The organism is Lysinibacillus sp. F12 (assembly GCF_057773605.1).
Window position 1 is genome coordinate 602,888 of sequence record NZ_JBYMLP010000002.1, and the last position, 23,363, is coordinate 626,250.

General features: G+C 39.8%; 25 protein-coding genes and 1 other annotated feature. Of the genes, 4 read left to right on the forward strand and 21 right to left on the reverse strand.

What is annotated here, in order from left to right; genetic code table 11:
• Positions 1–411: 411 nt before the first annotated feature.
• From argH to AC3CH7_RS10070, 6 genes are all read right to left on the reverse strand, one after another.
• The gene (gene argH / locus AC3CH7_RS10045; protein WP_031416256.1) at positions 412–1,794 is read right to left on the reverse strand and encodes an argininosuccinate lyase; all 1,383 of its coding nucleotides are present in this window, start codon (positions 1,792–1,794) and stop codon (positions 412–414) included.
• An 80-nt stretch (positions 1,795–1,874) separates the two neighbouring features.
• Positions 1,875–3,068 (reverse strand): argininosuccinate synthase, encoded by a 1,194-nt coding sequence (locus AC3CH7_RS10050; RefSeq protein ID WP_036162036.1) that lies wholly within the window; start codon positions 3,066–3,068, stop codon positions 1,875–1,877.
• A gap of 356 nt (positions 3,069–3,424) precedes the next feature.
• Positions 3,425–4,228 carry a CPBP family intramembrane glutamic endopeptidase gene (locus tag AC3CH7_RS10055; protein ID WP_488381721.1) on the reverse strand — a complete coding sequence of 268 codons (804 nt, stop codon included), beginning with the start codon at positions 4,226–4,228 and terminating at the stop codon, positions 3,425–3,427.
• Between the two features lie 86 nt (positions 4,229–4,314).
• On the reverse strand, positions 4,315–5,109 hold the full coding sequence (locus AC3CH7_RS10060; RefSeq protein ID WP_031416259.1) for a MerR family transcriptional regulator: 795 nt from the start codon (positions 5,107–5,109) through the stop codon (positions 4,315–4,317).
• Positions 5,110–5,182: 73 nt separating this feature from the next.
• Positions 5,183–5,932 carry an SDR family NAD(P)-dependent oxidoreductase gene (locus tag AC3CH7_RS10065; RefSeq protein WP_012294969.1) on the reverse strand — a complete coding sequence of 250 codons (750 nt, stop codon included), beginning with the start codon at positions 5,930–5,932 and terminating at the stop codon, positions 5,183–5,185.
• A gap of 8 nt (positions 5,933–5,940) precedes the next feature.
• Positions 5,941–6,930 carry an MBL fold metallo-hydrolase gene (locus AC3CH7_RS10070; RefSeq protein WP_051800271.1) on the reverse strand — a complete coding sequence of 330 codons (990 nt, stop codon included), beginning with the start codon at positions 6,928–6,930 and terminating at the stop codon, positions 5,941–5,943.
• An 86-nt stretch (positions 6,931–7,016) separates the two neighbouring features.
• Positions 7,017–7,230: a binding site (T-box leader), on the forward strand.
• A 46-nt stretch (positions 7,231–7,276) separates the two neighbouring features.
• Here AC3CH7_RS10070 and proC point away from each other — a divergent pair.
• Both proC and namA read left to right on the forward strand, forming a co-directional pair.
• Positions 7,277–8,080, forward strand: coding sequence for a pyrroline-5-carboxylate reductase (gene proC / locus AC3CH7_RS10075; protein WP_197225259.1), 804 nt, complete (start codon positions 7,277–7,279; stop codon positions 8,078–8,080).
• Between the two features lie 48 nt (positions 8,081–8,128).
• The gene (namA, locus tag AC3CH7_RS10080; RefSeq protein WP_012294973.1) at positions 8,129–9,139 is read left to right on the forward strand and encodes an NADPH dehydrogenase NamA; all 1,011 of its coding nucleotides are present in this window, start codon (positions 8,129–8,131) and stop codon (positions 9,137–9,139) included.
• Between the two features lie 56 nt (positions 9,140–9,195).
• Here the strand turns inward: namA and AC3CH7_RS10085 are convergent, their stop codons facing one another.
• Positions 9,196–9,474, reverse strand: a complete 279-nt coding sequence (locus tag AC3CH7_RS10085) for a YuzB family protein (RefSeq protein ID WP_080717362.1) — start codon at positions 9,472–9,474, stop codon at positions 9,196–9,198.
• A 401-nt stretch (positions 9,475–9,875) separates the two neighbouring features.
• Here AC3CH7_RS10085 and AC3CH7_RS10090 point away from each other — a divergent pair, with 401 nt between their 5' ends.
• Both AC3CH7_RS10090 and AC3CH7_RS10095 read left to right on the forward strand, forming a co-directional pair.
• Positions 9,876–10,901: a DUF2332 domain-containing protein gene (locus AC3CH7_RS10090; RefSeq protein WP_488381722.1), complete on the forward strand. Its 1,026-nt coding sequence runs from the start codon at positions 9,876–9,878 to the stop codon at positions 10,899–10,901.
• Positions 10,902–11,010: 109 nt separating this feature from the next.
• Positions 11,011–11,475, forward strand: coding sequence for a DUF2691 family protein (locus AC3CH7_RS10095; RefSeq protein WP_012294976.1), 465 nt, complete (start codon positions 11,011–11,013; stop codon positions 11,473–11,475).
• Positions 11,476–11,532: 57 nt separating this feature from the next.
• On the opposite strand, the gene AC3CH7_RS10100 is transcribed toward AC3CH7_RS10095, so the two are convergent.
• The 14 genes from AC3CH7_RS10100 to AC3CH7_RS10165 form a co-directional block, all read right to left on the reverse strand.
• Entirely contained in the window at positions 11,533–12,099 is a 567-nt protein-coding gene (locus AC3CH7_RS10100; protein ID WP_031417509.1) for an NADPH-dependent FMN reductase, read from the reverse strand.
• Positions 12,100–12,114: 15 nt separating this feature from the next.
• The gene (locus tag AC3CH7_RS10105) at positions 12,115–13,170 is read right to left on the reverse strand and encodes an LLM class flavin-dependent oxidoreductase (protein ID WP_012294978.1); all 1,056 of its coding nucleotides are present in this window, start codon (positions 13,168–13,170) and stop codon (positions 12,115–12,117) included.
• A 16-nt stretch (positions 13,171–13,186) separates the two neighbouring features.
• Entirely contained in the window at positions 13,187–14,128 is a 942-nt protein-coding gene (locus tag AC3CH7_RS10110; protein ID WP_488381723.1) for a ring-cleaving dioxygenase, read from the reverse strand.
• 53 nt (positions 14,129–14,181) lie between these two features.
• A complete protein-coding gene (locus AC3CH7_RS10115; protein ID WP_206700972.1) occupies positions 14,182–14,586 on the reverse strand; it encodes a MarR family winged helix-turn-helix transcriptional regulator in 405 nt (134 codons plus the stop codon).
• Positions 14,587–14,726: 140 nt separating this feature from the next.
• Entirely contained in the window at positions 14,727–15,347 is a 621-nt protein-coding gene (cdaS, locus tag AC3CH7_RS10120) for a sporulation-specific diadenylate cyclase CdaS (protein WP_080695213.1), read from the reverse strand.
• Positions 15,348–15,576: 229 nt separating this feature from the next.
• Positions 15,577–15,807 (reverse strand): hypothetical protein, encoded by a 231-nt coding sequence (locus tag AC3CH7_RS10125; protein WP_008178293.1) that lies wholly within the window; start codon positions 15,805–15,807, stop codon positions 15,577–15,579.
• 143 nt (positions 15,808–15,950) lie between these two features.
• A complete protein-coding gene (rnz, locus tag AC3CH7_RS10130) occupies positions 15,951–16,883 on the reverse strand; it encodes a ribonuclease Z (protein WP_488381724.1) in 933 nt (310 codons plus the stop codon).
• Positions 16,884–16,980: 97 nt separating this feature from the next.
• The gene (locus tag AC3CH7_RS10135) at positions 16,981–17,817 is read right to left on the reverse strand and encodes a class I SAM-dependent methyltransferase (RefSeq protein WP_031417504.1); all 837 of its coding nucleotides are present in this window, start codon (positions 17,815–17,817) and stop codon (positions 16,981–16,983) included.
• Positions 17,814–19,313: a cobyric acid synthase gene (locus AC3CH7_RS10140; protein ID WP_012294985.1), complete on the reverse strand. Its 1,500-nt coding sequence runs from the start codon at positions 19,311–19,313 to the stop codon at positions 17,814–17,816. Before AC3CH7_RS10140 ends, AC3CH7_RS10135 begins: the two co-directional genes overlap by 4 nt.
• A gap of 143 nt (positions 19,314–19,456) precedes the next feature.
• The gene (locus AC3CH7_RS10145) at positions 19,457–19,993 is read right to left on the reverse strand and encodes a cob(I)yrinic acid a,c-diamide adenosyltransferase (RefSeq protein ID WP_012294986.1); all 537 of its coding nucleotides are present in this window, start codon (positions 19,991–19,993) and stop codon (positions 19,457–19,459) included.
• Between the two features lie 13 nt (positions 19,994–20,006).
• On the reverse strand, positions 20,007–20,567 hold the full coding sequence (locus tag AC3CH7_RS10150; RefSeq protein WP_012294987.1) for a nitroreductase family protein: 561 nt from the start codon (positions 20,565–20,567) through the stop codon (positions 20,007–20,009).
• Positions 20,568–20,600: 33 nt separating this feature from the next.
• Entirely contained in the window at positions 20,601–21,368 is a 768-nt protein-coding gene (gene cobA / locus AC3CH7_RS10155; RefSeq protein WP_031417498.1) for a uroporphyrinogen-III C-methyltransferase, read from the reverse strand.
• Entirely contained in the window at positions 21,365–22,003 is a 639-nt protein-coding gene (locus AC3CH7_RS10160; RefSeq protein WP_012294990.1) for a precorrin-2 dehydrogenase/sirohydrochlorin ferrochelatase family protein, read from the reverse strand. Before AC3CH7_RS10160 ends, cobA begins: the two co-directional genes overlap by 4 nt.
• The gene (locus AC3CH7_RS10165; protein ID WP_036164068.1) at positions 21,996–23,363 is read right to left on the reverse strand and encodes a cobyrinic acid a,c-diamide synthase CobB; all 1,368 of its coding nucleotides are present in this window, start codon (positions 23,361–23,363) and stop codon (positions 21,996–21,998) included. The genes AC3CH7_RS10160 and AC3CH7_RS10165 overlap by 8 nt, the downstream gene beginning before the upstream one ends.

Genomic DNA, 23,363 nt, shown 5'->3' on the forward strand with positions numbered 1-23,363 from the left:
TGTTTTCTTTGGCTAAGAAACTATGCCAGCCATGGTGAATTTGTATTTTGGTCTTGTGGCGTGCAGCAACAGTCATTAAGTCCTGATTGATCGTGCAGCGAAATCCAATCATTTTCCGTAAACCAACTCTACATCTGCTAACGCATTGGATTCCGTCACCTTTGCTGCATCTTCCTTTGTCATCTATTGTTTAATCGATTCATCACCCATCATTTTGTTCCTCCCACCACGTTTTTATACAAAAACCCCAATTCCGCGTCTCCAGAATTGGGGATTGTCCTTCACGTATGTAAGGTACTCTTTTTCACGTCACCCACTGGCTCTGTTGAAAAAGGATAAGGTTTTCATAGTGCCTCACAGGACAGCTTTAATGAATATCTATGCAAAGGTCACGAGGACATGCACGCAAAATTAATGTTGGGCAACTAGACAAGCTTGGGCTTTTTCAATTTGAATTTTGACTTGGTCAAAGCCAGTGCCCCCAAGAGAGTGACGACGTCGAACGGCCGCTTCTGGCGCTAACACATCGTAAATATCCGAATCAATTAACTCGCTTTCATGCTTCATCTCATCCAATGGTAAATCTAATAGGTAAATGCCTTTTTGAATACAAGTGAAGACAAGTTTACCTGTTACCTCATGTGCTTCACGGAATGGCATACCTTTTGTAGCAAGGTAATCAGCTAGCTCTGTTGCGTTCGAAAAGTCAGCATGGACAGCCTGCTGTAAGCGATCCGTATTGACGGTCATCGTACGAACCATACCTTCAAAGATTTTCAGAGAGCCAAGAATCGTATGCACTGTATCGAACATGCCTTCTTTATCTTCTTGCATATCTTTGTTGTACGTTAATGGTGTTCCCTTTAAAACCGTTAACAAGCCCATTAGATTTCCATAAACACGCCCTGTTTTGCCTCGAATGAGCTCAGCCATATCGGGATTTTTCTTTTGTGGCATAATGGAAGAACCTGTTGAAAAGGCATCATCCAATTCAATAAATTTAAATTCATCTGTAGACCATAAAATGATTTCCTCAGCAAAGCGCGATAAATGAGCCATTAACAAGGATGCATTACTTAAAAATTCTACAATAAAGTCACGGTCACTTACAGCATCCATCGAGTTGGCATAAACCTCACTAAACCCAAGCAATTCTGCTGATTTTAAACGGTCTATTGGGAATGTTGTCCCTGCCATCGCTCCTGCCCCTAATGGCAAAATATCAATGCGTTTGATGGATTCTGTGAAGCGTTGCTTATCACGCTCTAGCATCCAAAAATAAGCCATTAAATGGTGGGCAAATGAAATGGGCTGAGCTCGTTGTAAATGTGTATAGCCTGGTGCAATCGTTTCAATATGCTCCTCGGCTTGGACTAATAAAGTTTGTTGGAATGTAGCAATTAAATCAATCGTTTCCTGGACACGCTTTTTCAAAAATAGATGCATATCCGTCGCAACTTGGTCATTGCGGCTACGCCCTGTATGAAGTTTGCCACCAACAGGACCAATTAAATCAATGAGCATCTTTTCTAAATTTAAATGTATATCTTCATTAGCAATGCTAAATTCAAGCTCACCTGCTATTGCCTTATCTTTCAGTTGGGCAAGACCACTCAGTATGGCCTGTACATCAGCTGATGGTAAAATCCCTGTTGCGCCAAGCATTGTGACATGTGCAACACTACCTTCAAGGTCCTCTAGCACAAGTTGTTGATCAAAGCCAATGGATGCACCAAATTCATCTACCCATGCTTCTGCTGATTTTTGGAAACGTCCACCCCATAGTTTTGTCATGTCAGCTCACCTTTTCCTTTATTACTTTTCAAAAGGTGTAGGTCAAGCACAAATGCTTCACCCCACCCTGCTTATTACGATTACTTTTTATTAACAGCTGAGTTCACTACAGTTGGTAGACCCCATAGTTCGATAAAGCCTACAGCGGAAGCGTGGTTGAATTGATCTTCCTTCGAATATGTGGCTAATTTTTCATTGTATAGTGAATTTGGTGATTTACGTCCTTCTACAATGGCATGCCCTTTGAATAATTTCACACGCACTGTACCATTCACATATTGCTGTGACTGGGTAAGGAATGCCTCAAGTGCATCACGTAATGGAGAGAACCATAAACCATCATAAATTAATTCAGATAGTTTTTTCTCAATGACTGGCTTGAAGTGGGCTAATTCTTTGACAAGTGTTAAATCCTCAAGCTCTTTATGAGCCGTTAACAACACCTTAGCACCAGGAATTTCATAAACCTCACGAGATTTAATACCGACTAAACGATTTTCAACGTGATCGATACGTCCAATGCCATGTGCACCTGCTACTGCGTTTAATTCCTGTATTAAATCAGCAAGCTTCATTTCTTTGCCGTTTAAAGCAACTGGTTTACCAGCCACGAATTCGATTTCCACGTACTCTGCTTCATTTGGTGCATTTTCTACTGAAACCGTTAAGCCATAAGCTTCTTCTGGTGGAGATACCCATGGATCTTCCATAATGCCCGCTTCATTCGCACGACCCCATAAGTTTTGGTCAATTGAAAATGGAGAATCTAATGTCGCAGGAATAGGTACATTATGTTTCATCGCATATTCGATTTCCTCATCACGGCTCCAGCCCCACTCACGTACTGGTGCTAATACCTCTAAATCAGGATTCAATGCTTTAATAGAAACTTCAAAACGTACTTGGTCATTTCCTTTTCCTGTGCAACCATGAGCTACAGCATCCGCACCTACTTGGTTCGCAATCTCAACTAATTTTTTCGAGATTAATGGACGAGAAAGAGCCGACACTAATGGATACTTTTGTTCATACCATGTGTGTGCTTGTAATGAAATTAATGCATAGTTTTCAGCAAATTCATCCTTTGCATCCACCATATAAGATTCAATCGCTCCTACTTGTAGAGCTTTGTTTTTTACAAACTCCAGATCTTTCCCTTCACCAACGTCAAGACATACTGCGATAACGTCCCAACCTTGTTCTTTTAACCATGGAATTGCGACCGAAGTATCAAGTCCACCTGAATATGCTAGTACAACCTTTTTATTTGCCATAATTAAATACGCCTCCATTGCTCTATAGATATGTATGTTTATACATTCAATTAAAAGTTTATACACGAATAGTATCATGTTATAAAAATAAAAACAAGCGTATTTTTATAAATTAATAGACTTTTATTTTTCTTATAAAAAGTCAGTTTATCCATACATCACTCTGAAGAAAATCAATGATATTCACTCGAAAAAACACTTTTCTACTATAGACATAAATGTATACTATATAAATTACAACAAAAAAGAATCCAATGTATAAATTGGATTCTTGTGCGCCGCTATTACTGGATAAAAAAACGAACTATTGCTTGGAACAGCTCGACCACGCGTAATGGAAATCTACGCGTTTACTTTCATTGGATAGATTTATTTGACCAAACCTTCTTTGGATTCATAAGTATAAGTAGAAAGGCTGCTATTGAATACAGGATAGCGTTATACATCATTAAAATAATTAAATTCTCGTTTATTATGCCAATAAAAAAATTGAAGAATTGATGAATGATTATAGGAATTATTAAATTTTGATTAATTGAATAGAAGGCTGTCATAATGATGGTCGTAGAAATGATGGAAAGCATAAAGAATACGATGTATTTCAGTAGCTCCAGCCCTGTAAATCCAGTTGTAAACCAAATCGGTAAATGCCAAATCCCCCACCAAAATCCTATGATAATCGCAGATTGTAATGACCCATATTTCTTTTGAAGCTCAAGCAAGGCAAAGCCTCTCCACCCTAATTCTTCTCCTATAGGTCCTGACAACAGATTTTTAAAGAAATAATAACTAAGCATTCCCCAGGATGAAATAGTAAAAATAGCGTCAGCTTCAGCATGATTCATAGCTAGAAGTAAGATGATGATAAAGATGGTGCCTTGAATGAGCAAGACAGAAAGAATGACAGAAAATTGGAGTTGATGTTTAAATTTTTGTTTCACGAAATGTAAAAAGTGCTGCCCTGGATAAATTTTTGGAAATAGTATGGCAAAGGCAAAAGTCGATGACCATGCTGATAGACAGCGGACTATATCGAATACCCATGTAGGAAGCCCTAGCATTTTGACAGCGCCTACAAGGCAAAAAAGTGGTAAAAAGATGATATTAGTGAGGATAACGAAGCTTGCTACTGGTCTTTTTAGCTTCTTTTTTCTGTTCATATAATAAATCCCCCGTTTCGTTCTGAATACCTTCAGCTTAAACCTGGGGGTTGCTCACAGGTCAATACATATTTCTGGCCATCACTCTATTTTATTGGGACATACATTTCTAAAAAAATTCGTTCTAACCCTCCCTCGTAAGTCGCTAGTAATAAGTTAATATAAACGAGACCTAAAAGTTTATAGCCATTTTCTTTTGCTACTCTTCTAATAGTCGCTTCCACTTGGTCATCTGTATTTTTTCCCCCGGTTGACCATCTTCCGTCTTCAATTACCGTATATAAACATTTAGGATGATATAAAACTTGCTCTTCTAATGTTTTCTCGTTTTCTTCTAGCTTTCGCACAATCATAAATTTATCTTTCTGCATGCCCTGTTCATTAAAGTGAATGACCCTTCTTAATGATGTCAGGATCACCGCTTTTTTTAAACTGTCTGTATTTTCTTTGAGTGCGTCATACTCTTCATAAGCTGTATAATGGTCTATTACGCCTAACATGGCTAGAGGTTTCATTTCTTTTATCGTAAAGGTACCTACATATTGTTGAATTTTTTGGCAATCTTCTTTAGCATTTTGGAGTTTTTTTAACAGTAGTTTTTTATAGGCTATCTCCTCTAACACTTGTTGTTCTTTCTCCTCCAATACGAGTTGGATTCCCTCTATGCTCATGCCCTTTCTCACTTCTTGTATTCGTTTAATTTCTAAATCCAATTCTCGATAAAAATTGACGGTTGTCAAATTATAAATATCCAATTGATTATACGTTCTATAGCCATTTTCGCTATTTTGGTGAGGCTTGACCAATCCCTTTTCCTCATAATATTTGATCGTATCTCTAGAAATGCCTAAAAATTTTGCCACTTGTCCAATTGTATACATATTACCCCCCTTTTCTTTGCCAGTATGAAAAAACTGTAGACATGCCAAGAACATGTTTACAGCTAGATGTTCATTATTTTTTATGGAAGAATGACTTCCCTAGGAACTCAATTGTTGCAGGTGCCAATGCATACAGTTTACTAGACAGCCCCATGATTTTTGGGAGGTTGACCTCTCGAACTGGGCGTTCAATTGTTTTAATTGTCGCCTGTGCTACTTCATCAGCTGATAATAAAAATCTGCCTAAAGATGCGCGATAGCCACTTTGATCATTGACCTTGTCTAAAAATGGTGTATCGATTGGACCAGGGTGAATGGCTGTTACTTTTACATGATATGGTGCAAGCTCCATGCGTAGTCCATTGGTAAATCCTACAATTGCATGTTTAGTAGCTGCATAAACACTTGCTTTCGGAGTGGCGACCTTGCCAGCCTGTGAACCAATAAAAATCAAATGCCCTTGATTTCGCTTCATCATCGTGGAAGCTAACCGTTTAGCAAGATAAATGGGTACACCAATATTCAATTCAATCATTTGTGCAATATCTTCATCCATTAACTTAGGAGCCTCAGCAAACTTTCCAACACCAGCTGAAAGGATGGCGACATCAATAGGAGGAAGCTGGGCACAAACAGCGTCGAGTGTATGTAAATGGGTTAAATCAGCTTGGATGACTTTGGCTCCCAAACGTTCTAAAACTTTTAATGCTACAGCATTGCGGCCTGTGGCATAAACGGTATGACCTTGGGCTACTAGCAACTCTGTTATTTTTAAGCCTACTCCACTTGTTGCCCCTGTTACGAAGATCGTCTTCCTATTCATATATAGTCCTACTTTCTTTTAAATAAATAAATACCTTCTTCTGTCTTCGATGAAGTAATATAATTATTTGCCTCTAAATAATCTAAATGCCCCAACGTTTTAGACAAGGTTAATCCAAGCATATGCTGGAAGATAGCTGGATACAATCGTTTCGTCACTTGCACAACCGTTAATTGATCATCCCCTAGTAATTCACAAACTTTCATGGATTGCTGATGCTGTCTTTCTAGTCGTTTATCAATTAATATCGGAATATCTTGTAGTTCAGCCCCATGTCCTGTATACATCATTTTGACAGGCAATTGGCGTAAGATTTCGAGGGATTCATTATATTGTAATAATGATTTTGTACGTCCCAATGAAGGATCTAATGGTGGTTCAATTAAAGGATTGGGCGTGATTTTTTCAAGTAATAAATCTCCGCCAATCACATGATGTGTTTGTTCATCCCAAAAAATAAAATGGCTTTGTGCATGCCCTAATGTTTCAATTGCCTTTAATCCTGGATGCCCAGGTACTTCATCTCCATCGGTCAAAATTTGTGTCAATGGACGTTCTCCTACAAGCTCTAATTCACGACGTACATGCACGCTTTTAGCAATATACTCTTGTGGCACCCCATGTTCAAATAAACATGCACTGTAAAATTGCTCGTGATAACGTAAAAACTCTTCGTCATGACGAAGCCATTTATCATTATAGGCATGGCCTAAAATTTCAGCATATGGAAAAGCATCGACCCATCCCGCATGATCAGGGTGATGATGGGTGAGTACAACTTGTTCAATATCTCGCATATCATAGCCCGCAGCGCGAATCCCCCATTTCAGAGCATCATAGGCTTCTACTGTTTTTGGTCCAACATCAAAAATGCTAAGTGCATCACCTTTCACAATAAATGCATTGACATCTCCTACTTCATAGGGTGTTGGTATTTCTATTTTGTATATAGACAAAGTTGTCTCCCCCTTTTTACTCGCTAGTGAATACTGATTCATTCTATTTTACAAGTTTTTTCTGTTTTCGTCATCTTCCTGTTGACAGGTTGCTTTTCCATCACTATAATTTTGAATAATCTAATTATTAATGTGCGTTGAAGAAGCCGAGTACGTAATTGGTGAAGGTGTTAGAGAGTGTTACATTTGCTGAGAGTAACATCACCCACTCCCATTACCGAACCTATTTCTGAGCAGTTATGCAAACATAACCGTCTCCCTTGCGATAAGAGGGCTAAGAGTTGTGCCAATATTGGCAAACAAAGGTGGTACCGCGGAAACAAGAGCGTTTTCGTCCTTCTAAATAAGGACGAGAGCGCTTTTTTATTTTGAACTGGAGGTTTTATTCATGAAAAAAATTTTATTTATCGGTGCGGGCTCAATGGCAGAGGCATTGATTCAAGGGTGGATAAAGCAAAAGGTATTTTCACCACAGGAAATTTACGTCACCAATCGCTCTGATAAAGAACGTCTGCATTTCTTACAAGAAACATATGGCATCCACTGCATGTTTGATCAGGCCATTTATCGTCAGGCAGATCTAATTATTTTGGCGATGAAGCCAAAAGACGCAATTGCAGCGATGCGTGAGTTAAAACCCAAAATTACAGCACAGTCTGCGATTCTGTCGATTCTAGCGGGTATTGGCATTGGGACGATTACTGAACTTTTAGGGAGCCGTCCAGTCGCACGGGTGATGCCTAACACGTCTGCCACTATTGGTATGTCCGCAAGTGGCATTTCATTCAATAACGAAGTGTCTACTGCACAGCGTATTCTTTTTCTCCAGTTATTAGAGGCTGTTGGCTCTGTTATTGAAGTCGATGAGGATCAATTACATGCAGTCACAGCCCTTTCAGGTAGTGGCCCTGCTTATATTTATTATTTAATGGAGGCGTTCGAGCGTGTAGGGACAGAGGTAGGCCTATCTAAAGATACCGTACGATTATTGATGACACAAACACTTGCAGGTACTGCCGAAATGCTCAAGCAATCCTTAGATGAACCAGATGTTCTACGCAAAAAAGTAACAAGCCCTGGCGGGACAACAGAGGCTGGAATTCAAGCGCTAGAGCAATATCAATTTAATAAGGCGATTGAAGCTTGTATCAAAGAAGCTGTAGCACGATCTCGTTCACTTGCAAATGGATAACATTCGGTGCAAAATAGAGTTTATCACTAGGAATTAGGGGGCTTTATTTTGAGTAAATTATTCGAACCTTATCAATTACAATCCATTTCCTTAAAAAATCGTGTTGTCATGGCACCCATGTGTATGTACTCAGCTGAGGATGATGGTCTGGTCACACCTTTCCATCAAGTCCATTATGCGACAAGGGCAGCTGGGCAAGTAGGATTAATCATTTTAGAAGCTACTGGTGTTGTTCCAGAAGGTCGTATCTCCAATAAAGATTTAGGCATTTGGGATGACGCGCATATTGATGGCTTACGTCAATTAGTAGAGGGTATGAAAGCATATGGGGCTAAAACAGGCATCCAGCTTGGTCATGCTGGACGTAAAGCAACCGTAGAGGGCGAAATTTTTGCCCCATCAGCCATTGCCTTTAGTTCAGACTATCAAACACCTACAGCCATGTCTGAAGAGAACATTCAACATGTGATTGAAGCGTTCAAACTTGCTGCTATTCGTGCGGCAAAGGCAGGCTTTGATGTACTCGAAATTCATGGGGCACATGGCTATTTAATTAGTGAATTTTTATCGCCTGCTACGAACAAACGAGAAGATCAATATGGTGGCTCACAGGAAAATCGCTATCGCATATTACGCCAAATTATTGATGCCATTCGCAGTGTTTGGGATGGGCCATTATTGGTACGTGTTTCTGCAGAAGATTACGCAGAAGATGGCACTACAATGGATGACTTCATCGTCTTTAGCCGCTGGATGAAATCACAAGGAGTAGATTTAGTAGATGTATCAACAGGTGGCGTTGTCCCTGCTACTATCAATGTCTTTCCAGGATACCAAGTTTCTCATGCTGAAGCCATCAAACATGGGGCTGATATCGCTACTGGCGCAGTAGGCCTTATTACAACAGCCATTCAAGCCGAAGAAATTTTACAAAATAACCGTGCAGATTTAATTTTCTTAGCTCGTGTTTTACTCCGTGAGCCGTATTGGCCGCTCCATGCAGCTAAAGAATTAAGTGAAGAACTACAACCACCCGTACAATATGTCCGTGGTTGGTAAACTTATTTCCATAACAAAACAGCTTGTGCGTTCACAAGCTGTTTTTAATTATTTAATTAGAAAAGTGGATTTTGCTTTATTTCTTCATCAATAGCCTCTATTAATGCCGCCGCATCATCCGCAGTGATGATTTCTCCATTAACTATAGCAAAAATACCTTGCTCACAGATTTCACAATGCGATGTACACCCCGACTCCTCGATGTCAAAATCATCACGTTCTAACAAAACATCATATGCATCTGCGGCACCAAGCGATAAATTCGTCATGCAAAACTCGACTCTATTTTTTAATGGCTGTGAATCTTTCTTCTTTTTAAAAAGAGAAAATACCATGTTTATTCCCCCTTACAAATATTTCACTCTGATCTTTCTCATTTTTGAACATCATGTGAATTATAAATAATTTCTAGTGCGTAGTAACTCTAATGGGCGATTTGAGACTTTCGTCGACTCTTTATAGAACAAGTATACGGGTACATTTGGCAATGAAAAATCTTCAAATGGCACAATATTAAAACGTCTCTCCAACTGTTGAAATACGTAGCTGTGAAAGATGAAGTTTTTGTGTCCTGTTCGGAAATTACAAGTTTGAGCCGCTATAATAAAGGACTGTCACCATTTATACTCCATGCTTCATGATTACTATTTTTTCATTAAAACATATATTTAATTTACTAAATTATACAATACTATTAGACTGAAAAATAAATAGATGTGCAAAAGGAGAGATATACATGTCTTATGCTACATTAAGTCGTCAATTTCGACTTTTTGCCGAACAGGAATGCGTGAACTCTAGCCCTCTGTATGAACATTTAGCTAATAAAATGGCTGCGGATGAGGAGCTATTGGAGATTGCCTCCCTGATTCCACCAAATCAACCAGCACCCAATCTATTGTTGGCAGCTGTTCAATATTTATTGATTTCCTTGAAAGATCCTTTAGCTAAGTATTACGCGTCTTTTACGGCAACTCCACATCCCATTCAAGGGGTTTACCCTGTCTTCAAAGCATTTGTGATGGATCATGCAAAACAATTAAAGTCATTATTTCAAGAAAAACTTGTCCAAACCAATGAAATTCGACGTTGTGCCTACCTCTATCCTATGATGACTGACATTTATCACAAGCACCAGCGACCATTGGCCTTCATAGAAATAGGAGCAAGTGCTGGACTTCAGCTTGGTATGGATCACTACAATTATTGCTACAATCATCAATTATCCATTAACAATACGAACAATGGAAGTATCATATCTTCAGAAAACCGAGGGGAAACACTTCCTAAGTCTGTGTCAAAGCCACCCGTTGTTTACCAAAGGATTGGCATCGATTTAAATCCCATTGATCTCCGACAAAAGAAAGAAAGTCAATGGCTGCAAGCTTTAATCTCGCCTGAACACCACGAACGTCGATTGTTGTTAAATGAAGCTCTCCCTATCTTCAGTCAATTAGAAATTCAGTTAATAAAGGGTGATGCAATCCAACTAATAAAGGAGATCAGTCAAACCATTGAGGAAGAAGCCATGTTAGTCGTTTATCATACACATGTTGCCAACCAAATGTCACTCGAATCACGACATTCATTAATAGAGCAATTAAAAGAGATTAGCATGAAACGCCCACTCTACCATTGCTATAACAATTTTTTTGACGTACAGCTACACCAGGATTTTCTGAATCAGGGCACCATACAATCTATTCGGACAATGGAACGTCCTGACGGCCATGGACGATGGTTTCAATGGTCAAATAGTTAAGGTGGCTACTGAAACCAAGAGATGCGTGTTTTTTTCTATGCAGTTGTGGTTATGGAGCGCCTTCAATTTAAACCTTATAAATCGATTCATCAGTAGAAAGGACGTTAAAATGCGAGGAATTAGCTTTGAAATAAAAAATGAATATGGCAGATATATATTGGATATTTTAACAAATCTAATTAGTGCGACTTGGCATTGGTCTATAGGACCTGGAGAATCTTACAAGATAGAGAATGGAACACTTGGTGCAAACCTTTTCCCCGATGATACCATTTTAAATGGCCTATCATTTTTAAACTGTATATCAGTTGATGAATACTATGTAATATTTGCTGACTTGAAAGCCTTTCCTCAACGTGAAGATGTTGTGGAAATTAAAAGCTATGAAGATTTTTTAAAAAGCTCATGTGAAATGGTACTATTAATCATTGATTCAAGCTATGTATCCCTTTTTGTCAAAGAAGAATCTATTATTGATAAGTTGTTCGAACGTGCAACAGCTTCCTATTACACAAACATTCAATTGATCACTGATGAAAATGATACACGTTCTTGTTTAACGGTATGGGGATAAAGATCATCATCTACAAAACGCTGTGGCAGCCTAGTGACACAGCGTTTCTACTACTCTTTAAAAATCGTATTCAGCATCTTTTTTCGCACGAATTTCTGCAAATGCGTCTGTTACCATTACAGTATCCTCTGCTAATCGTTCAAGACGGAAACGGACATCATCATTGACAATTTCTTTGCGTAAAAAGTCTTTTTCTTCTATAAATACATAGGTTGGCACAATATGGGCCTTCATGTAGGCAAGAATCGGCTTTAATTGCTGCTCCACCATTAAATAGTGCTTTGACGTCCCTGCGGTAACAATGACGCTGACTACTTTATCGCGAAAGGCATTGACTGGTAATAGGTCAAAGATATTTTTCAATGTTGCTGGAATAGAAGCCTGGAATGTTGGCGTCCCAATGACAATAGCATCCGCAGCCATGATCGTTTCTGTGACATATTTCGTATCGCCCTCATAGTCAAAGTAATTACGTCCATCACTAAATACTAGTTGATAGTTAGCAAGATCGAGAAGCGTCACTTCATGCTCCGGGTATTTTTTTTGGACAATCTCGGCAAATTTATGCATCGCTGTTCTTGTTTTTGAGCCAATAATGGAACCGGCAAGTGCGACAATCTTCATATGATGGTACACTCCTTATTTTGCTGTATATTTTTTCATTGCTGGGATAATATCGTTGCCGATGATTTCAATGTTTTTCATGATTTTATCAAATGGGACCCCGCCAAAATCAATTTGTGCCATAAAACGCTGCATCCCATATAATTCATATTGATAGAGTAATTTCTCAATAATTTGTTCTTTACTACCGACCATTAAGGCATCTCGTGTATCTGTAGCTTGAGCAAATTGTTGTTTAGGATAGCCTCCCCCACGAATCGCTTGGAAACCACCGTTTAAATGTGGATACATCCCTTGTAATGCCTCTTTTGTTGTATCTGCTACATAAAACAGGCTTGTTGTGGCAACTGGCAATTCATTTGGAACAAAACCTTGTCGCTCTGCCGCTTCTCGATAAGCATCAACAGATGGCTTAAAGTTTACAGCGGGCCCACCTAGAGTCGTTAACATCATGGGAATTCCCATATACCCTGCTTTTATCGCACTCGCTGGCGGCCCACCAACTGCACGCCAAATCGGTAAAGAGCCGTTTTTTGGCTGCGGTAATATTTGAGCATTATGAAGTGGGGCACGGAATTGGCCTTCCCATGTCACAAGCTCTTCATCATTGATTTTCATAAGTAGCTCTAATTTTTCTTCAAAAAGTTCTTCATAATCCTGTAAATCTACACCAAGCAAATGGTATGCTCCTACTCGTGATCCGCGTCCCGCCACAATTTCGGCACGACCATTTGATAATAAATCAATGGTTGCAAAATCCTCATAAACACGCACAGGATCTGAAACACTTAACACAGTGGCAGAGCTGGATAGTTTAATTTTAGAAGTTGCTTGCGCGATAGCCCCCAACACAACAGTATGTGCCTGTGTTGTAAAATAAGATTGATGACTTTCACCAACTCCAAATACATCAATGCCTGCTTGCTCCGCTAATTGGCTAGCTTCAACCAGCTCTTTTAGTCGTTGCTGCGCAGAAATTCGTTCTCCTGTTAATGGGTTGGGAATATGGTCTCCTAAAGAATACAGCCCAAATTCAAGTCCTTGTGATTGATCAATACGATATTTTTCCATTATGAATTACCTCTCCTTATTCAAGCGGCTCTAAAATCGCTTCAATTTCTGCTCGTTTTTCTTCTAAAAATGGTGGAAGATCTAGCTCTTTTCCTAGTTCATCTACCGAGGAATCTACCGTAAACCCTGGGCCATCTGTCGCCATTTCAAATAGAATTCCGTTACGATCTCTAAAATAAAGACTTTGGAAATAATAACGATCGACAACACCTGTGCTAGTTAAACCTAGCTCTTTAATTTTTGTATCCCATTCTAGTAGCTCATCGACCGTTGCTACACGTATAGCAAGATGGTGGATACTTCCTTTACCTGGTTTTTCACTTGGTCCTTCTAATTCTTTGACAAGAATCTCTCCAAGCACTTCCCCCTCTATCGATTGCAGAACTGCCTCTTGGTCATTTTCTGCAACAACGGTATAGTGAAATAAATCTTGTAGTAAATTCACTGTCCGTTGTAGATAACGCACCGTCATTTCAACTGTACCCATCCCTAAAATGCGATGCTCTTCAGGGATTTCATTGCCATCCCATGGTTGCCATTGCGCTGGTGTTTCTTGACCATGATGGTTTAATAACACCATTCTCAACCCTTCATGATCCTCAAAAAATAAGGCGTCTTTCCCCGCATATGTGGAGATGTCACTATGTTCTACCTTTAGCTCTTGGAAACGAAATTTCCAATAAAGTAAACTCTCATAGCTTGGTACAAGTAGACCAATACTTGTTATCGCATTGGTTCCTCGCACAGTACGTCCCGCAACAGGCATCTCAAAAAATGTTAATTCTGTACCCGCCGCCCCTGTTAAGTCCCCATAAAATAAGTGATACATGGATGGGGAGTCTTGATTCACGGTTTTCTTTACACGTCGTAACCCTAAAATTTTAGTATAAAAATGATTATTTTGTTTGCCATTTTTCGTTAGCATCGAAATATGATGATGTCCACTTAATTTGTTCATTGTATGCTCCTCCTCGAAATCACTTGACTAAGCAAGTGATAGGGTAAAAAAAATTACGCTAGTGGTAATTTTTTTTCCTGACTATGCTTTTCCAGCTTTGTCATCAATTTATATAAAGTTTTCATTTCTTCATCTGTTAATACATCTTCAAAAAATGAGGATTGGAAGTGAAGCTGACTAGGTGTTGCTGCATCAATCATTTGCTCCCCTTTTGCCGTCAACGAAATCGTTTTCGTCTTCCAATTTTGCTTACGCTCAATCAGTCCCTCTTTTTCAAGCCTTGCCAGCATGCGAGACATTCCACCTTGTGTGACCGTTACTTTTTCTGCTAGTTGACATTGTGTAATAGGTGCATAGGTTTTTATTTGGATTAGCACATCAAATTGTGCGGTGGTTAGATCAAAACGTTTTAAAAATTCATTGGATAATTGATTACTTTGGGCTGTAAAGCGCATCATGCGAATCCAGGTTAAAGTACCTAATGTATGATTTTTCACGACTTTATCCTCCCTTCTGTTATCACTTTACCACTCAAGTGATAAAGAAGCAAGAGAAATATCTCGAATTTGAGATATTAAATACATAGGGAATATCATCCCTATATAATGCCATGTGTGGTAATAGGGTATAAGTTGCCTTTAAAGGCAAATGATATTCTCCCTGTTTCTTCGGATACGACCATAACGAGTGCATCACTTACCTCACTTAATCCCAATGCAGCACGATGTCTTGTGCCTAATTTCCTTTCCCCTGTATAACGCTCTGACAGTGGTAATACATTTGCCGCCGATTCAATTTGATTATGGTTGACTAATACTGCGCCATCATGAAGAGGATTGCCTGGGAAAAAAATTGATTCTACTAAAGAATGGGTTAAGTCAGCACCTATATGAATACCAGGCTGGACTAGCTTCTCCAAAGCGTCTTCTCGCTGGATCACGATTAAACCACCGTGTCTTCTCAGTGACATATTTTGTACACTATGCGACAGTTCAGGATACTTTTCTGTAAACGGGGAAAGATAACAATTTAAATAAAACGTGGCTGCTTTCATTTCAATTGCCACAAATCTTTCTTTAATTTTTTCAAAATTGCCAAGGAGACAATTTGTTTCTGTATCCATCTGTTGAACACTTTGCTGTAATGACATAATCACGTGGAGAAGCTCATCTTTTAATGTTTCTTTCATTGGTGAAAAATCACAATTTATTGGATTCACAAAAGGCACCTCTCTTTTTTATAAAAGCTTTCCTCTCTTAGTTTCCCTGGAAAAGCTATTTTTATGCGTCACTGAAAGCTAGTGCTATGAAACGTTCTTGTTTTCTAATAAGAAAGACAAGACAAACTCCTATGATACTAACAAAAATACAGATGATTTTCTTCTCCTTGTCAAAAAAAAAACGCATTACCTGTAGAACTAATTTTCTACAAGTAACACGCATAAGCTCTTACATATGTCCAGCCCTAATCTTTCTCACAATACTAAAAGTCGTATATGTAGCAGCTGGTGCTAAAACGACAATAAAAATGATCCAGACTGTTAGATTATTTGTTGCTTTTAACGTTTCATAATTTGTTATGACAAACATGATGAGACCGAATAGTAATAAATAGCTCAGCACATTTGGAAAGATCACGATTAGTCGTAATAGTGCTGGCGGCATCTTTTGCTGATTCATTTTAACCACACCCCTTTTTTCAATTATACGGGAAATAAGTGATTGATCGTACTATATTTTTCCTTTTAGACGCTATAAATATATAGCATCAATACAAAAAACATCTATTAGCTGTCATTCCAATTAATAGATGTTTTTCAGTATTAAAGTAATGTATTGTTTTGCCAAGTATAAATAGCTTGATCGGCAGTTAGAAATGTTTGCGGGAAAGTTTCCTGAGCCTCTGCCAAAAATGGAGGTAAATCTTGTGGAAGAAAACGAGCACTTAAATGATTTAATAGTAAATATTGTGCTCCTGCTTGCTGTGCAACCTTGGCTGCCTCCACATTAGTTGCATGACCATAATTGGCTGCTAAATCCGTTGTTGTGCCGTCAAAGGTTGCTTCATGTACAATGATATCAGCGCCCATTGATAGCTGAACAGCCTCCTCACAATATTTCGTGTCGCCTAAAATAGTTAGTGTAAAGCCTTTTTTGGCTGATGCTACAACATCTTTCGCTTGAATGACATCACCATTTTCAAGTACGACATCATGCCCTCTTTTTAATTGTCCTAAAAGAGGACCCTTGGGAACACCTAAATCCTTGGCTTTTTCAATTAATAATTCACCAGGTAAATCCTTTTGTTCAATACGATATCCATAGCATGGAACAACATGACGCAATTCCTTCGCATAAACCGTAAAACAGGCATCCTCGTATACAATCCCTTCCTCAACCTCTACAAAGTGCAAGGGATATGTTAAATGAGTCTTTGATAAAGCAAAAGTTTGTTCAATCCATTGCTGTAAGCCGACTGGACCAAAAATCGTTAGAGGTTCATCTCCTCCTTGAAATGAACGAGAGCTTAAAAAGCCCGGCAATCCGAAAATATGATCACCATGAAGATGCGTTATAAAAATTTTGGATACCTTCCGGGGCTTTAGCGAGGTGTGTAAAATTTGATGTTGAGTCGCCTCTCCACAATCAAAAAGCCACATTTCGCTTATTTCGTCTAATAGCTTCACCATCAGGGCACTCGTATTTCGTTCTTTGGAAGGCATGCCTGCGCCTGTTCCTAAAAAATGTAGCTGCACAAATGCCACCTCAATTCATGTTTTATCGTTTTATTGTACCTTATTGAGTCTCATAAGAAAAACCTTTGGTAAAAGCTTTATCCAAAGGTTTTGTCGTTTATTTTGGTTGCCAAGAAACAAGAGCTGCATGAAAATCATGACGATAATAATAGCGTCCATCTTTTTCTTCAATAAAAGGCTCCAGCGACTCCTCAATATGTGCTTGTAGGACATCTGTATTTAATATTTTTTTACTTTGTGCCGTCACTAGCTGCTCATAGCTTTCATAAGTATATACGCGTTCTAAAGGGATGATTTGGCAATCAGCGTAAATATCCATTTCGTACAGTAGATTTAAAAACTCAATATAATCTCTTCGAGGGAATTTAATCGTATAGCCATACTTTTCATATAGTATTTCATAGTGTGGCTGAATAGGCCCTGTCGTCATCCCTATGATGGCACGTTTCGTCGCCAGTCGATTCATATGCCCTAAAGCAGCTTTAATTTCATACATACGGTAAAAACAATTCACGCCTAAGACGATATCATGGGGCTCTATATCATCTTTTTCTAAACGTTCCCATTTTGCATGTACATATGAAACGTGCTTCTGATGAGGCATGCACTGCTGTAAATACTGTAGCATACTTTCAGAGCTATCCACACATGTGAGCTTGTCTACTCTATCTGCTAAAGGAAACGTGTAATTGCCCCAGCCAGGACCAATTTCTAATACAGAATGTTGGGGGTCAATACTTTTTTGAAGCTCCTGAAAAATACGTGCAGCATATGGATCCGTTTGCCCCATATTTTTCCGTGCCACAGATTGAGCCCAAAATTGCTCCTCTAGCTGATCATTCACCATACGCTCAGGCATATGCCCTTGCCAGTCTTTCATACCTTCTTGCCATAATGCTTCAAAATTAATGGCTAATGGTCCTTTTCTTGTCATACAGATACCTCTATAGATAATAATTCATATATTTTTTTCATATCAAGATTTGCTCGTACATGACTAGCTAACATGTTATAGGCATCTTCTCTTCGTTCAGCATCACTTTTTACTTCACGTGGTAAAGCAGCTAAACCTTTTTTCATACGGATGTCATTGATAAGCTGACGAGTATAGGTACGATTATGAAATAAACCATGGAAATACGTACCAATTACCTGTTCGTCTTGACTAACAGCCCCATCTTCACGACCATCTTCAAGCAGTAAAAACGGTGTAACTTCTTCACGTAAAATTTTTGTTCGCCCTAGATGAATTTCATAGCCTGTCAAAGTATCCTGTCCTCTTGTGCCAGTCATTTGAACCGTTTTTTTATTGCCTACGAAAATAGTTTCCATCGGCAATAAGCCAAGACCATCAGCAGATTCACCATTTCCCTCCACTGCATCTGGATCTAATAGCGTCTCACCAAGCATTTGAAAACCACCACATATTCCAATAATTTTGGTGCCATGCTCCCTTAATCGGGCAATGGCTTGATCGAAGCCTTGAGCCTTTAACCAGGCTAAATCATCGATGGTACTTTTCGTTCCTGGGAGTATCAGCAAATCTGGCGTACCGAGTTCATGAACTTTTCCAATTAATCGAACTCCCACTTCAGGCTCATCAAAAAATGGATCAACATCTGTGAAGTTTGAAATACGGGGTAAACGAATCATCGCCACATCGACAGCAAATTCCCCTGGTTTTGGCTTTTTAAAGCGTAATGATGATAAAGCGAGCGAGTCCTCCGCTTCAATATTGACCTCTAAATAAGGCACAACACCTAGTACGGGAATGCCTGTTTCTTGCTCCACCCATGCCAAACCATCATCCAATAATTCACGCATGCCTCTAAATTTATTGATGATTAACCCTTTCACTCGTGCTCGCTCCGCTTCATCTAGCAATGCCAGTGTACCAACAATCGAGGCAAAAACCCCACCACGATCAATGTCGGCAACAAGGACAACCGCTGCATCTGCTAAATGAGCCATTCGCATATTAGCAATATCACGATCCTTTAAGTTAATCTCTGCTGGGCTTCCTGCCCCCTCTAAGACAATGACATCATATGTATTTTGAAGCGAACGAACTGATTTTTCCACAATGGGCATGGCTTCCTGTACAAAATTATTGCGATATGTTTTGGCATCCATATTTAAAAAATGCTTCCCGTGGACAATGACCTCAGACATCATATCTTGCTTTGGCTTCAGCAAAATAGGGTTCATATCAGTCGTCGCAACAACACGGGCAGCTTCAGCCTGTACTCCTTGTGCTCGACCAATTTCTCCGCCATCTTTTGTTACAAATGAATTAAGCGCCATATTTTGCGATTTAAAGGGGACAACTTTAAAGCCATCATCTGAAAATATACGACACAACGCCGTACAAATCATACTTTTTCCAACATCGGAAGCTGTTCCTTGAATCATGATTGATTTTGCTGGCATAATCAATTATCCTCCGTCATTATAGGTGTCACGCTGTTCCACGAGACACAGATATTTGCCTTTCTTTCGTTAGGTTTTCTCTCCTATCCATCATGCGTTACCTAGCTCAGGAGTAAATCCTCCACCCTAAAGGTAAAGGTATATTAAAATTCAAGCCCCTTCACAGCTGGAATACCTTCATCATAATAATGCTTAGTAGCATCAATCGTAGAAACTAAATCCGCCATTGCTAGCAACGCGGGGTTGGCACTGCGTCCAGTCACCACTAGATGCATGGTCGAAGGACGTTGCTGAATTGCTTCTATGACTTCTGCCAGTGGTAGAACATCATCAATTGGAAACTTACTTATAGCCAATGCATTATTTAGCTCATCTAGCACTAATAAATCAATGCTGTCATCTTGTAGAGCTGCCTTCGTTTTTTTCCAAGCCTTTGCTAAGGCTACACGATGCTCCTCAGGTGTTTTGGTCCAAGTGAAGCCAATGCCCATTTGTTCCATTTCCACACCAAGCTTACGCAGGGCAATTTGCTCTCCATACGTACGCTCAGGTGATTTAATAAATTGCATATAGCGCACATTTAACCCACGACCGATCGCACGTAATGTAACACCTAGGGATGCTGTCGTTTTGCCCTTTCCTTCGCCTGTATACACTAAAAACAAGCCTTTTCTTGCCATGCTGTTAGCCTCCTTATAGCCAAGTTGTCTTTTCTTCAAATGGCGTACGCTTCTTGTCGGTGAACTCCTGCACTTGTGGGTAGCCAATAAAAATTGTCCCTACCACTTTCTGTGCTTCACTTGCACCGATAAACGAATGCATGCGTGAATCATGTACAAGACCAACACCACGTGTACGCCAAACAAAGCCAAGACCTAGCTCCTCTGCTGTTAACCACATTGACATAATGGCGCTACATACAGCAAAAACGTTGTCCTCTGTCGCATCGGTATCCCCTTCCACCACATCTGCTGTTACAACAATAGCGACGGGGGTTGTTTGTACAACCTTTAATGAGCTTTCCACTAAATTCGGCTTTGTCGGAAAGCGTTCTTGTAAATAAGCGCTTGCCATTTCCTCATAACGATCCATAGCTTCACCTTGAATGATGTAGAAATGCCAAGGCTCTCTCATTCTGTCATTAGGGGCAAATGTAGCAGCCTCTAAGATTTGCTCAATTTTCTCTTTTTCTACTGGTTGTGCTGTGTAATTTCGAATAGCTCGACGCTTTTTTAGTGCTTCGATGACTGTCATGTTGCTTCCTCCTTCTGCTCTCTTATGAGATGATTATGAAAAAGCAAGTCCCTGCTCTTCAAACCATTGTATTTTTTCACGTACATTGACGACATCGCCAACTACAATCATGGAAGGATTATGATACCCTTCACGTTCAATAATGTTCGCAATTTCATCTAGTTGCCCTGTTATAGTTCGTTGTTGAGCAGTTGTTCCCCATTCAATAACCGCTACTGGCGTTGTGGCTTTACGCCCATTCTCGATTAATTTTCGAGCTATATAGGCAATATTGCCAACGCTCATATAAAAAGCGACAGTATCAATGCCCGTTGCTAATGCTGGCCAATTCAAAAAATCCTGTCCTTTTTCTTCTCGGCCATGTCCAGTCACGAGGGCAAAGCTTGTGGCAAAGTCTCTATGTGTCACAGGAATCCCAGCATAAGCTGGAGCCGCAATACCTGCAGTTATACCCGGCACAATTTCATAGGAAATGCCATGATTTTTTAAGATTTCAGCCTCTTCTGCACCACGACCAAAGACGAATGGATCGCCACCTTTAAGACGTGTAACAATTTTGCCCTGCTGCGCCTTCTCCACAAGTAATGCATTAATTTCATCTTGAATTAGGTGGTGCTTTCCTGGTAATTTCCCACAATAAACGAGTTCCGCATCCTTTTTCGCGAAGTCTAGCAATGCTGGATTCACAAGACGGTCATATGCAATAATATCAGCCTTTTGAATACATTCCAGACCATAAACCGTAATGAGCTTTGGATCTCCAGGTCCTGCGCCAACGATATAAACTATTCCATCCTTCATTGCTTTGCTCCCATCAATAGTTGTTGTAAATAAGCTTCACGTCTATCCATCTCACCTTGACGTGTCCATTCTAGGATGTTTGGCTCTAGCAAGGCCTGTAATGCCTCACGTCTTTGTGGGCCTTTATCAAACTTGGCAACAATCATTAAACGAGCTTGCTGCAAAAAGCATACGTAATCTTCATAGGCATCATCAAATTGATCCTCTAAATCTGCTTTAATTTTTCGTGCTAGCCCAGGACTTGCTCCCGATGTCGAGACAGTTAACACTAAAGGACCACGACGAACTGTCGCGGGAGTAATAAAATCACTTTCACTTTGTCTATCTGTTCGATTCATTAATTGCCAATGCTGTGCCGCCTCTTGCACGGCTTCGTTAACAGTCGTCACATTTGTGGCAGCAATAATAAGGATTGCATCATCCAAATCACGTGGTTCAAACTCTTTTCGTTTCCAAGTAATTTGCCCCCACTCGACTAGTGGCTGTAAATCTTCATGTAAGGTCGGACTAACGATGACGATATTCGCCTTCGCTGGTAAAAGGGATGCCACCTTTTGTGTGGCTACGTGACCACCGCCTACGATTACAACTGTTTTATATTCTAGATTAATATGAATAGGAAAATAATTAGTCATCATTCTTCACCTTCTTGCAAGCTGTTAACCAATTGTCAACTAGCTTTGGGTTTGATACAAAATGAAAATGCGTATAACCAGCCACCAAATTCCCTACTTGATAGCCTTCTTGTTTTTTGCCAAAGCGACCAATCGTTTCGTAGGCCGGTGTGTGATGGGAGCCATTATATTTGGAATAGTGGAATTCATGTCCCTTTGCCTGTTCCTCTGAACCGATTAAGAAATTACCTGCTGTACCAAAAATTTCACGATAGCCAAGTGCTGCTAGCTTTGTTTGCATAGCTACCTCCCCTGGGATTACACCTATCATGTCATAACGCTCTCCATGGCTATCTGTAATAGCTTCTGTTAAATACATGAAGCCCCCACATTCAGCCAATGTCGGTAGACCTTTGTTTATGGCTGCACGTATAGATTGTTTGGCAATCGTATTTGCAGCAAGTGTCTGTGCAAACTCTTCAGGAAAGCCACCCCCTATATATAAGCCATCAGCCTCACTTGGTACTGGCTCATTGGCAAGTGGTGAGAAAAATTGTAATGTCGCACCTTTCGCCCGTAATAACGCCAAATTTTCTTCATAATAAAAATTAAATGCCACATCTTTTGCTACAGCGAGACAAATATTTTGTGTAGGCTCCTCTGTAAATAATTTGCCTGATTCCTGAAGTACAGGGGCCTTAGTGATACGGAGTAATTGCTCTAAGTCAATGGTCTTGGCCATTAGTTCTCCTAGCTTGTCAAAAAATGAATGCAGCTCTCCTCTTTCAATAGCAGGGACTAGTCCTAAATGACGACTTGGAATATCAATCCCTTCCTCGCGCTTTAAGTAGCCGATTACAGGAATACCACATTCTTGTTCAATAGCAGCCTTAGCAATTTCATAATGACCCACACTACCCACCTGATTGGCTATCACACCAACGATATTTGGTTTATCTGATAATAATTGAAATCCTTTGACAACTGCCGCAACACTTCTAGCCATACTTGCACAATTAACGATTAAAATAACAGGACTCTCTGTCACTACACTGATATCTGCGGCAGAGCCAGCATCTGATAATGGACTTTTGCCATCATAAAAGCCCATCACCCCCTCAATAATAGATACATCCGCATCCTCACTAGCGCGTGCTACAATATCACATACTGCTTCATGCGAGAACATCCAACTATCAATATTGCGTGATATTCTACCTGTTACGGCCGTATGATAGGTTGGATCGATATAATCAGGTCCGCATTTAAAGCCCTGCACGACTTTCCCTTTATTTTGTAAAGCCTTCATCAGTCCAATGGTAAAAGTAGTTTTGCCTACCCCACTGCCTGTCCCGGCTAATACAAAGCGATTGGTTTGCAT

Coding starts and splice junctions, on each gene's coding strand:
- argH (WP_031416256.1), bottom strand. CDS start 1,794: ATGACAAAACTATGGGGTGGACGTTTCCAAAAATCAGCAGAAGCATGG.
- AC3CH7_RS10050 (WP_036162036.1), bottom strand. CDS start 3,068: ATGGCAAATAAAAAGGTTGTACTAGCATATTCAGGTGGACTTGATACT.
- AC3CH7_RS10055 (WP_488381721.1), bottom strand. CDS start 4,228: ATGAACAGAAAAAAGAAGCTAAAAAGACCAGTAGCAAGCTTCGTTATC.
- AC3CH7_RS10060 (WP_031416259.1), bottom strand. CDS start 5,109: ATGTATACAATTGGACAAGTGGCAAAATTTTTAGGCATTTCTAGAGAT.
- AC3CH7_RS10065 (WP_012294969.1), bottom strand. CDS start 5,932: ATGAATAGGAAGACGATCTTCGTAACAGGGGCAACAAGTGGAGTAGGC.
- AC3CH7_RS10070 (WP_051800271.1), bottom strand. CDS start 6,930: ATGAATCAGTATTCACTAGCGAGTAAAAAGGGGGAGACAACTTTGTCT.
- proC (WP_197225259.1), top strand. CDS start 7,277: ATGAAAAAAATTTTATTTATCGGTGCGGGCTCAATGGCAGAGGCATTG.
- AC3CH7_RS10085 (WP_080717362.1), bottom strand. CDS start 9,474: ATGGTATTTTCTCTTTTTAAAAAGAAGAAAGATTCACAGCCATTAAAA.
- AC3CH7_RS10090 (WP_488381722.1), top strand. CDS start 9,876: ATGTCTTATGCTACATTAAGTCGTCAATTTCGACTTTTTGCCGAACAG.
- AC3CH7_RS10095 (WP_012294976.1), top strand. CDS start 11,011: ATGCGAGGAATTAGCTTTGAAATAAAAAATGAATATGGCAGATATATA.
- AC3CH7_RS10100 (WP_031417509.1), bottom strand. CDS start 12,099: ATGAAGATTGTCGCACTTGCCGGTTCCATTATTGGCTCAAAAACAAGA.
- AC3CH7_RS10105 (WP_012294978.1), bottom strand. CDS start 13,170: ATGGAAAAATATCGTATTGATCAATCACAAGGACTTGAATTTGGGCTG.
- AC3CH7_RS10110 (WP_488381723.1), bottom strand. CDS start 14,128: ATGAACAAATTAAGTGGACATCATCATATTTCGATGCTAACGAAAAAT.
- AC3CH7_RS10115 (WP_206700972.1), bottom strand. CDS start 14,586: ATGATGCGCTTTACAGCCCAAAGTAATCAATTATCCAATGAATTTTTA.
- AC3CH7_RS10125 (WP_008178293.1), bottom strand. CDS start 15,807: ATGAATCAGCAAAAGATGCCGCCAGCACTATTACGACTAATCGTGATC.
- AC3CH7_RS10135 (WP_031417504.1), bottom strand. CDS start 17,817: ATGACAAGAAAAGGACCATTAGCCATTAATTTTGAAGCATTATGGCAA.
- AC3CH7_RS10140 (WP_012294985.1), bottom strand. CDS start 19,313: ATGCCAGCAAAATCAATCATGATTCAAGGAACAGCTTCCGATGTTGGA.
- AC3CH7_RS10145 (WP_012294986.1), bottom strand. CDS start 19,993: ATGGCAAGAAAAGGCTTGTTTTTAGTGTATACAGGCGAAGGAAAGGGC.
- AC3CH7_RS10150 (WP_012294987.1), bottom strand. CDS start 20,567: ATGACAGTCATCGAAGCACTAAAAAAGCGTCGAGCTATTCGAAATTAC.
- cobA (WP_031417498.1), bottom strand. CDS start 21,368: ATGAAGGATGGAATAGTTTATATCGTTGGCGCAGGACCTGGAGATCCA.
- AC3CH7_RS10160 (WP_012294990.1), bottom strand. CDS start 22,003: ATGACTAATTATTTTCCTATTCATATTAATCTAGAATATAAAACAGTT.
- AC3CH7_RS10165 (WP_036164068.1), bottom strand. CDS start 23,363: ATGCAAACCAATCGCTTTGTATTAGCCGGGACAGGCAGTGGGGTAGGC.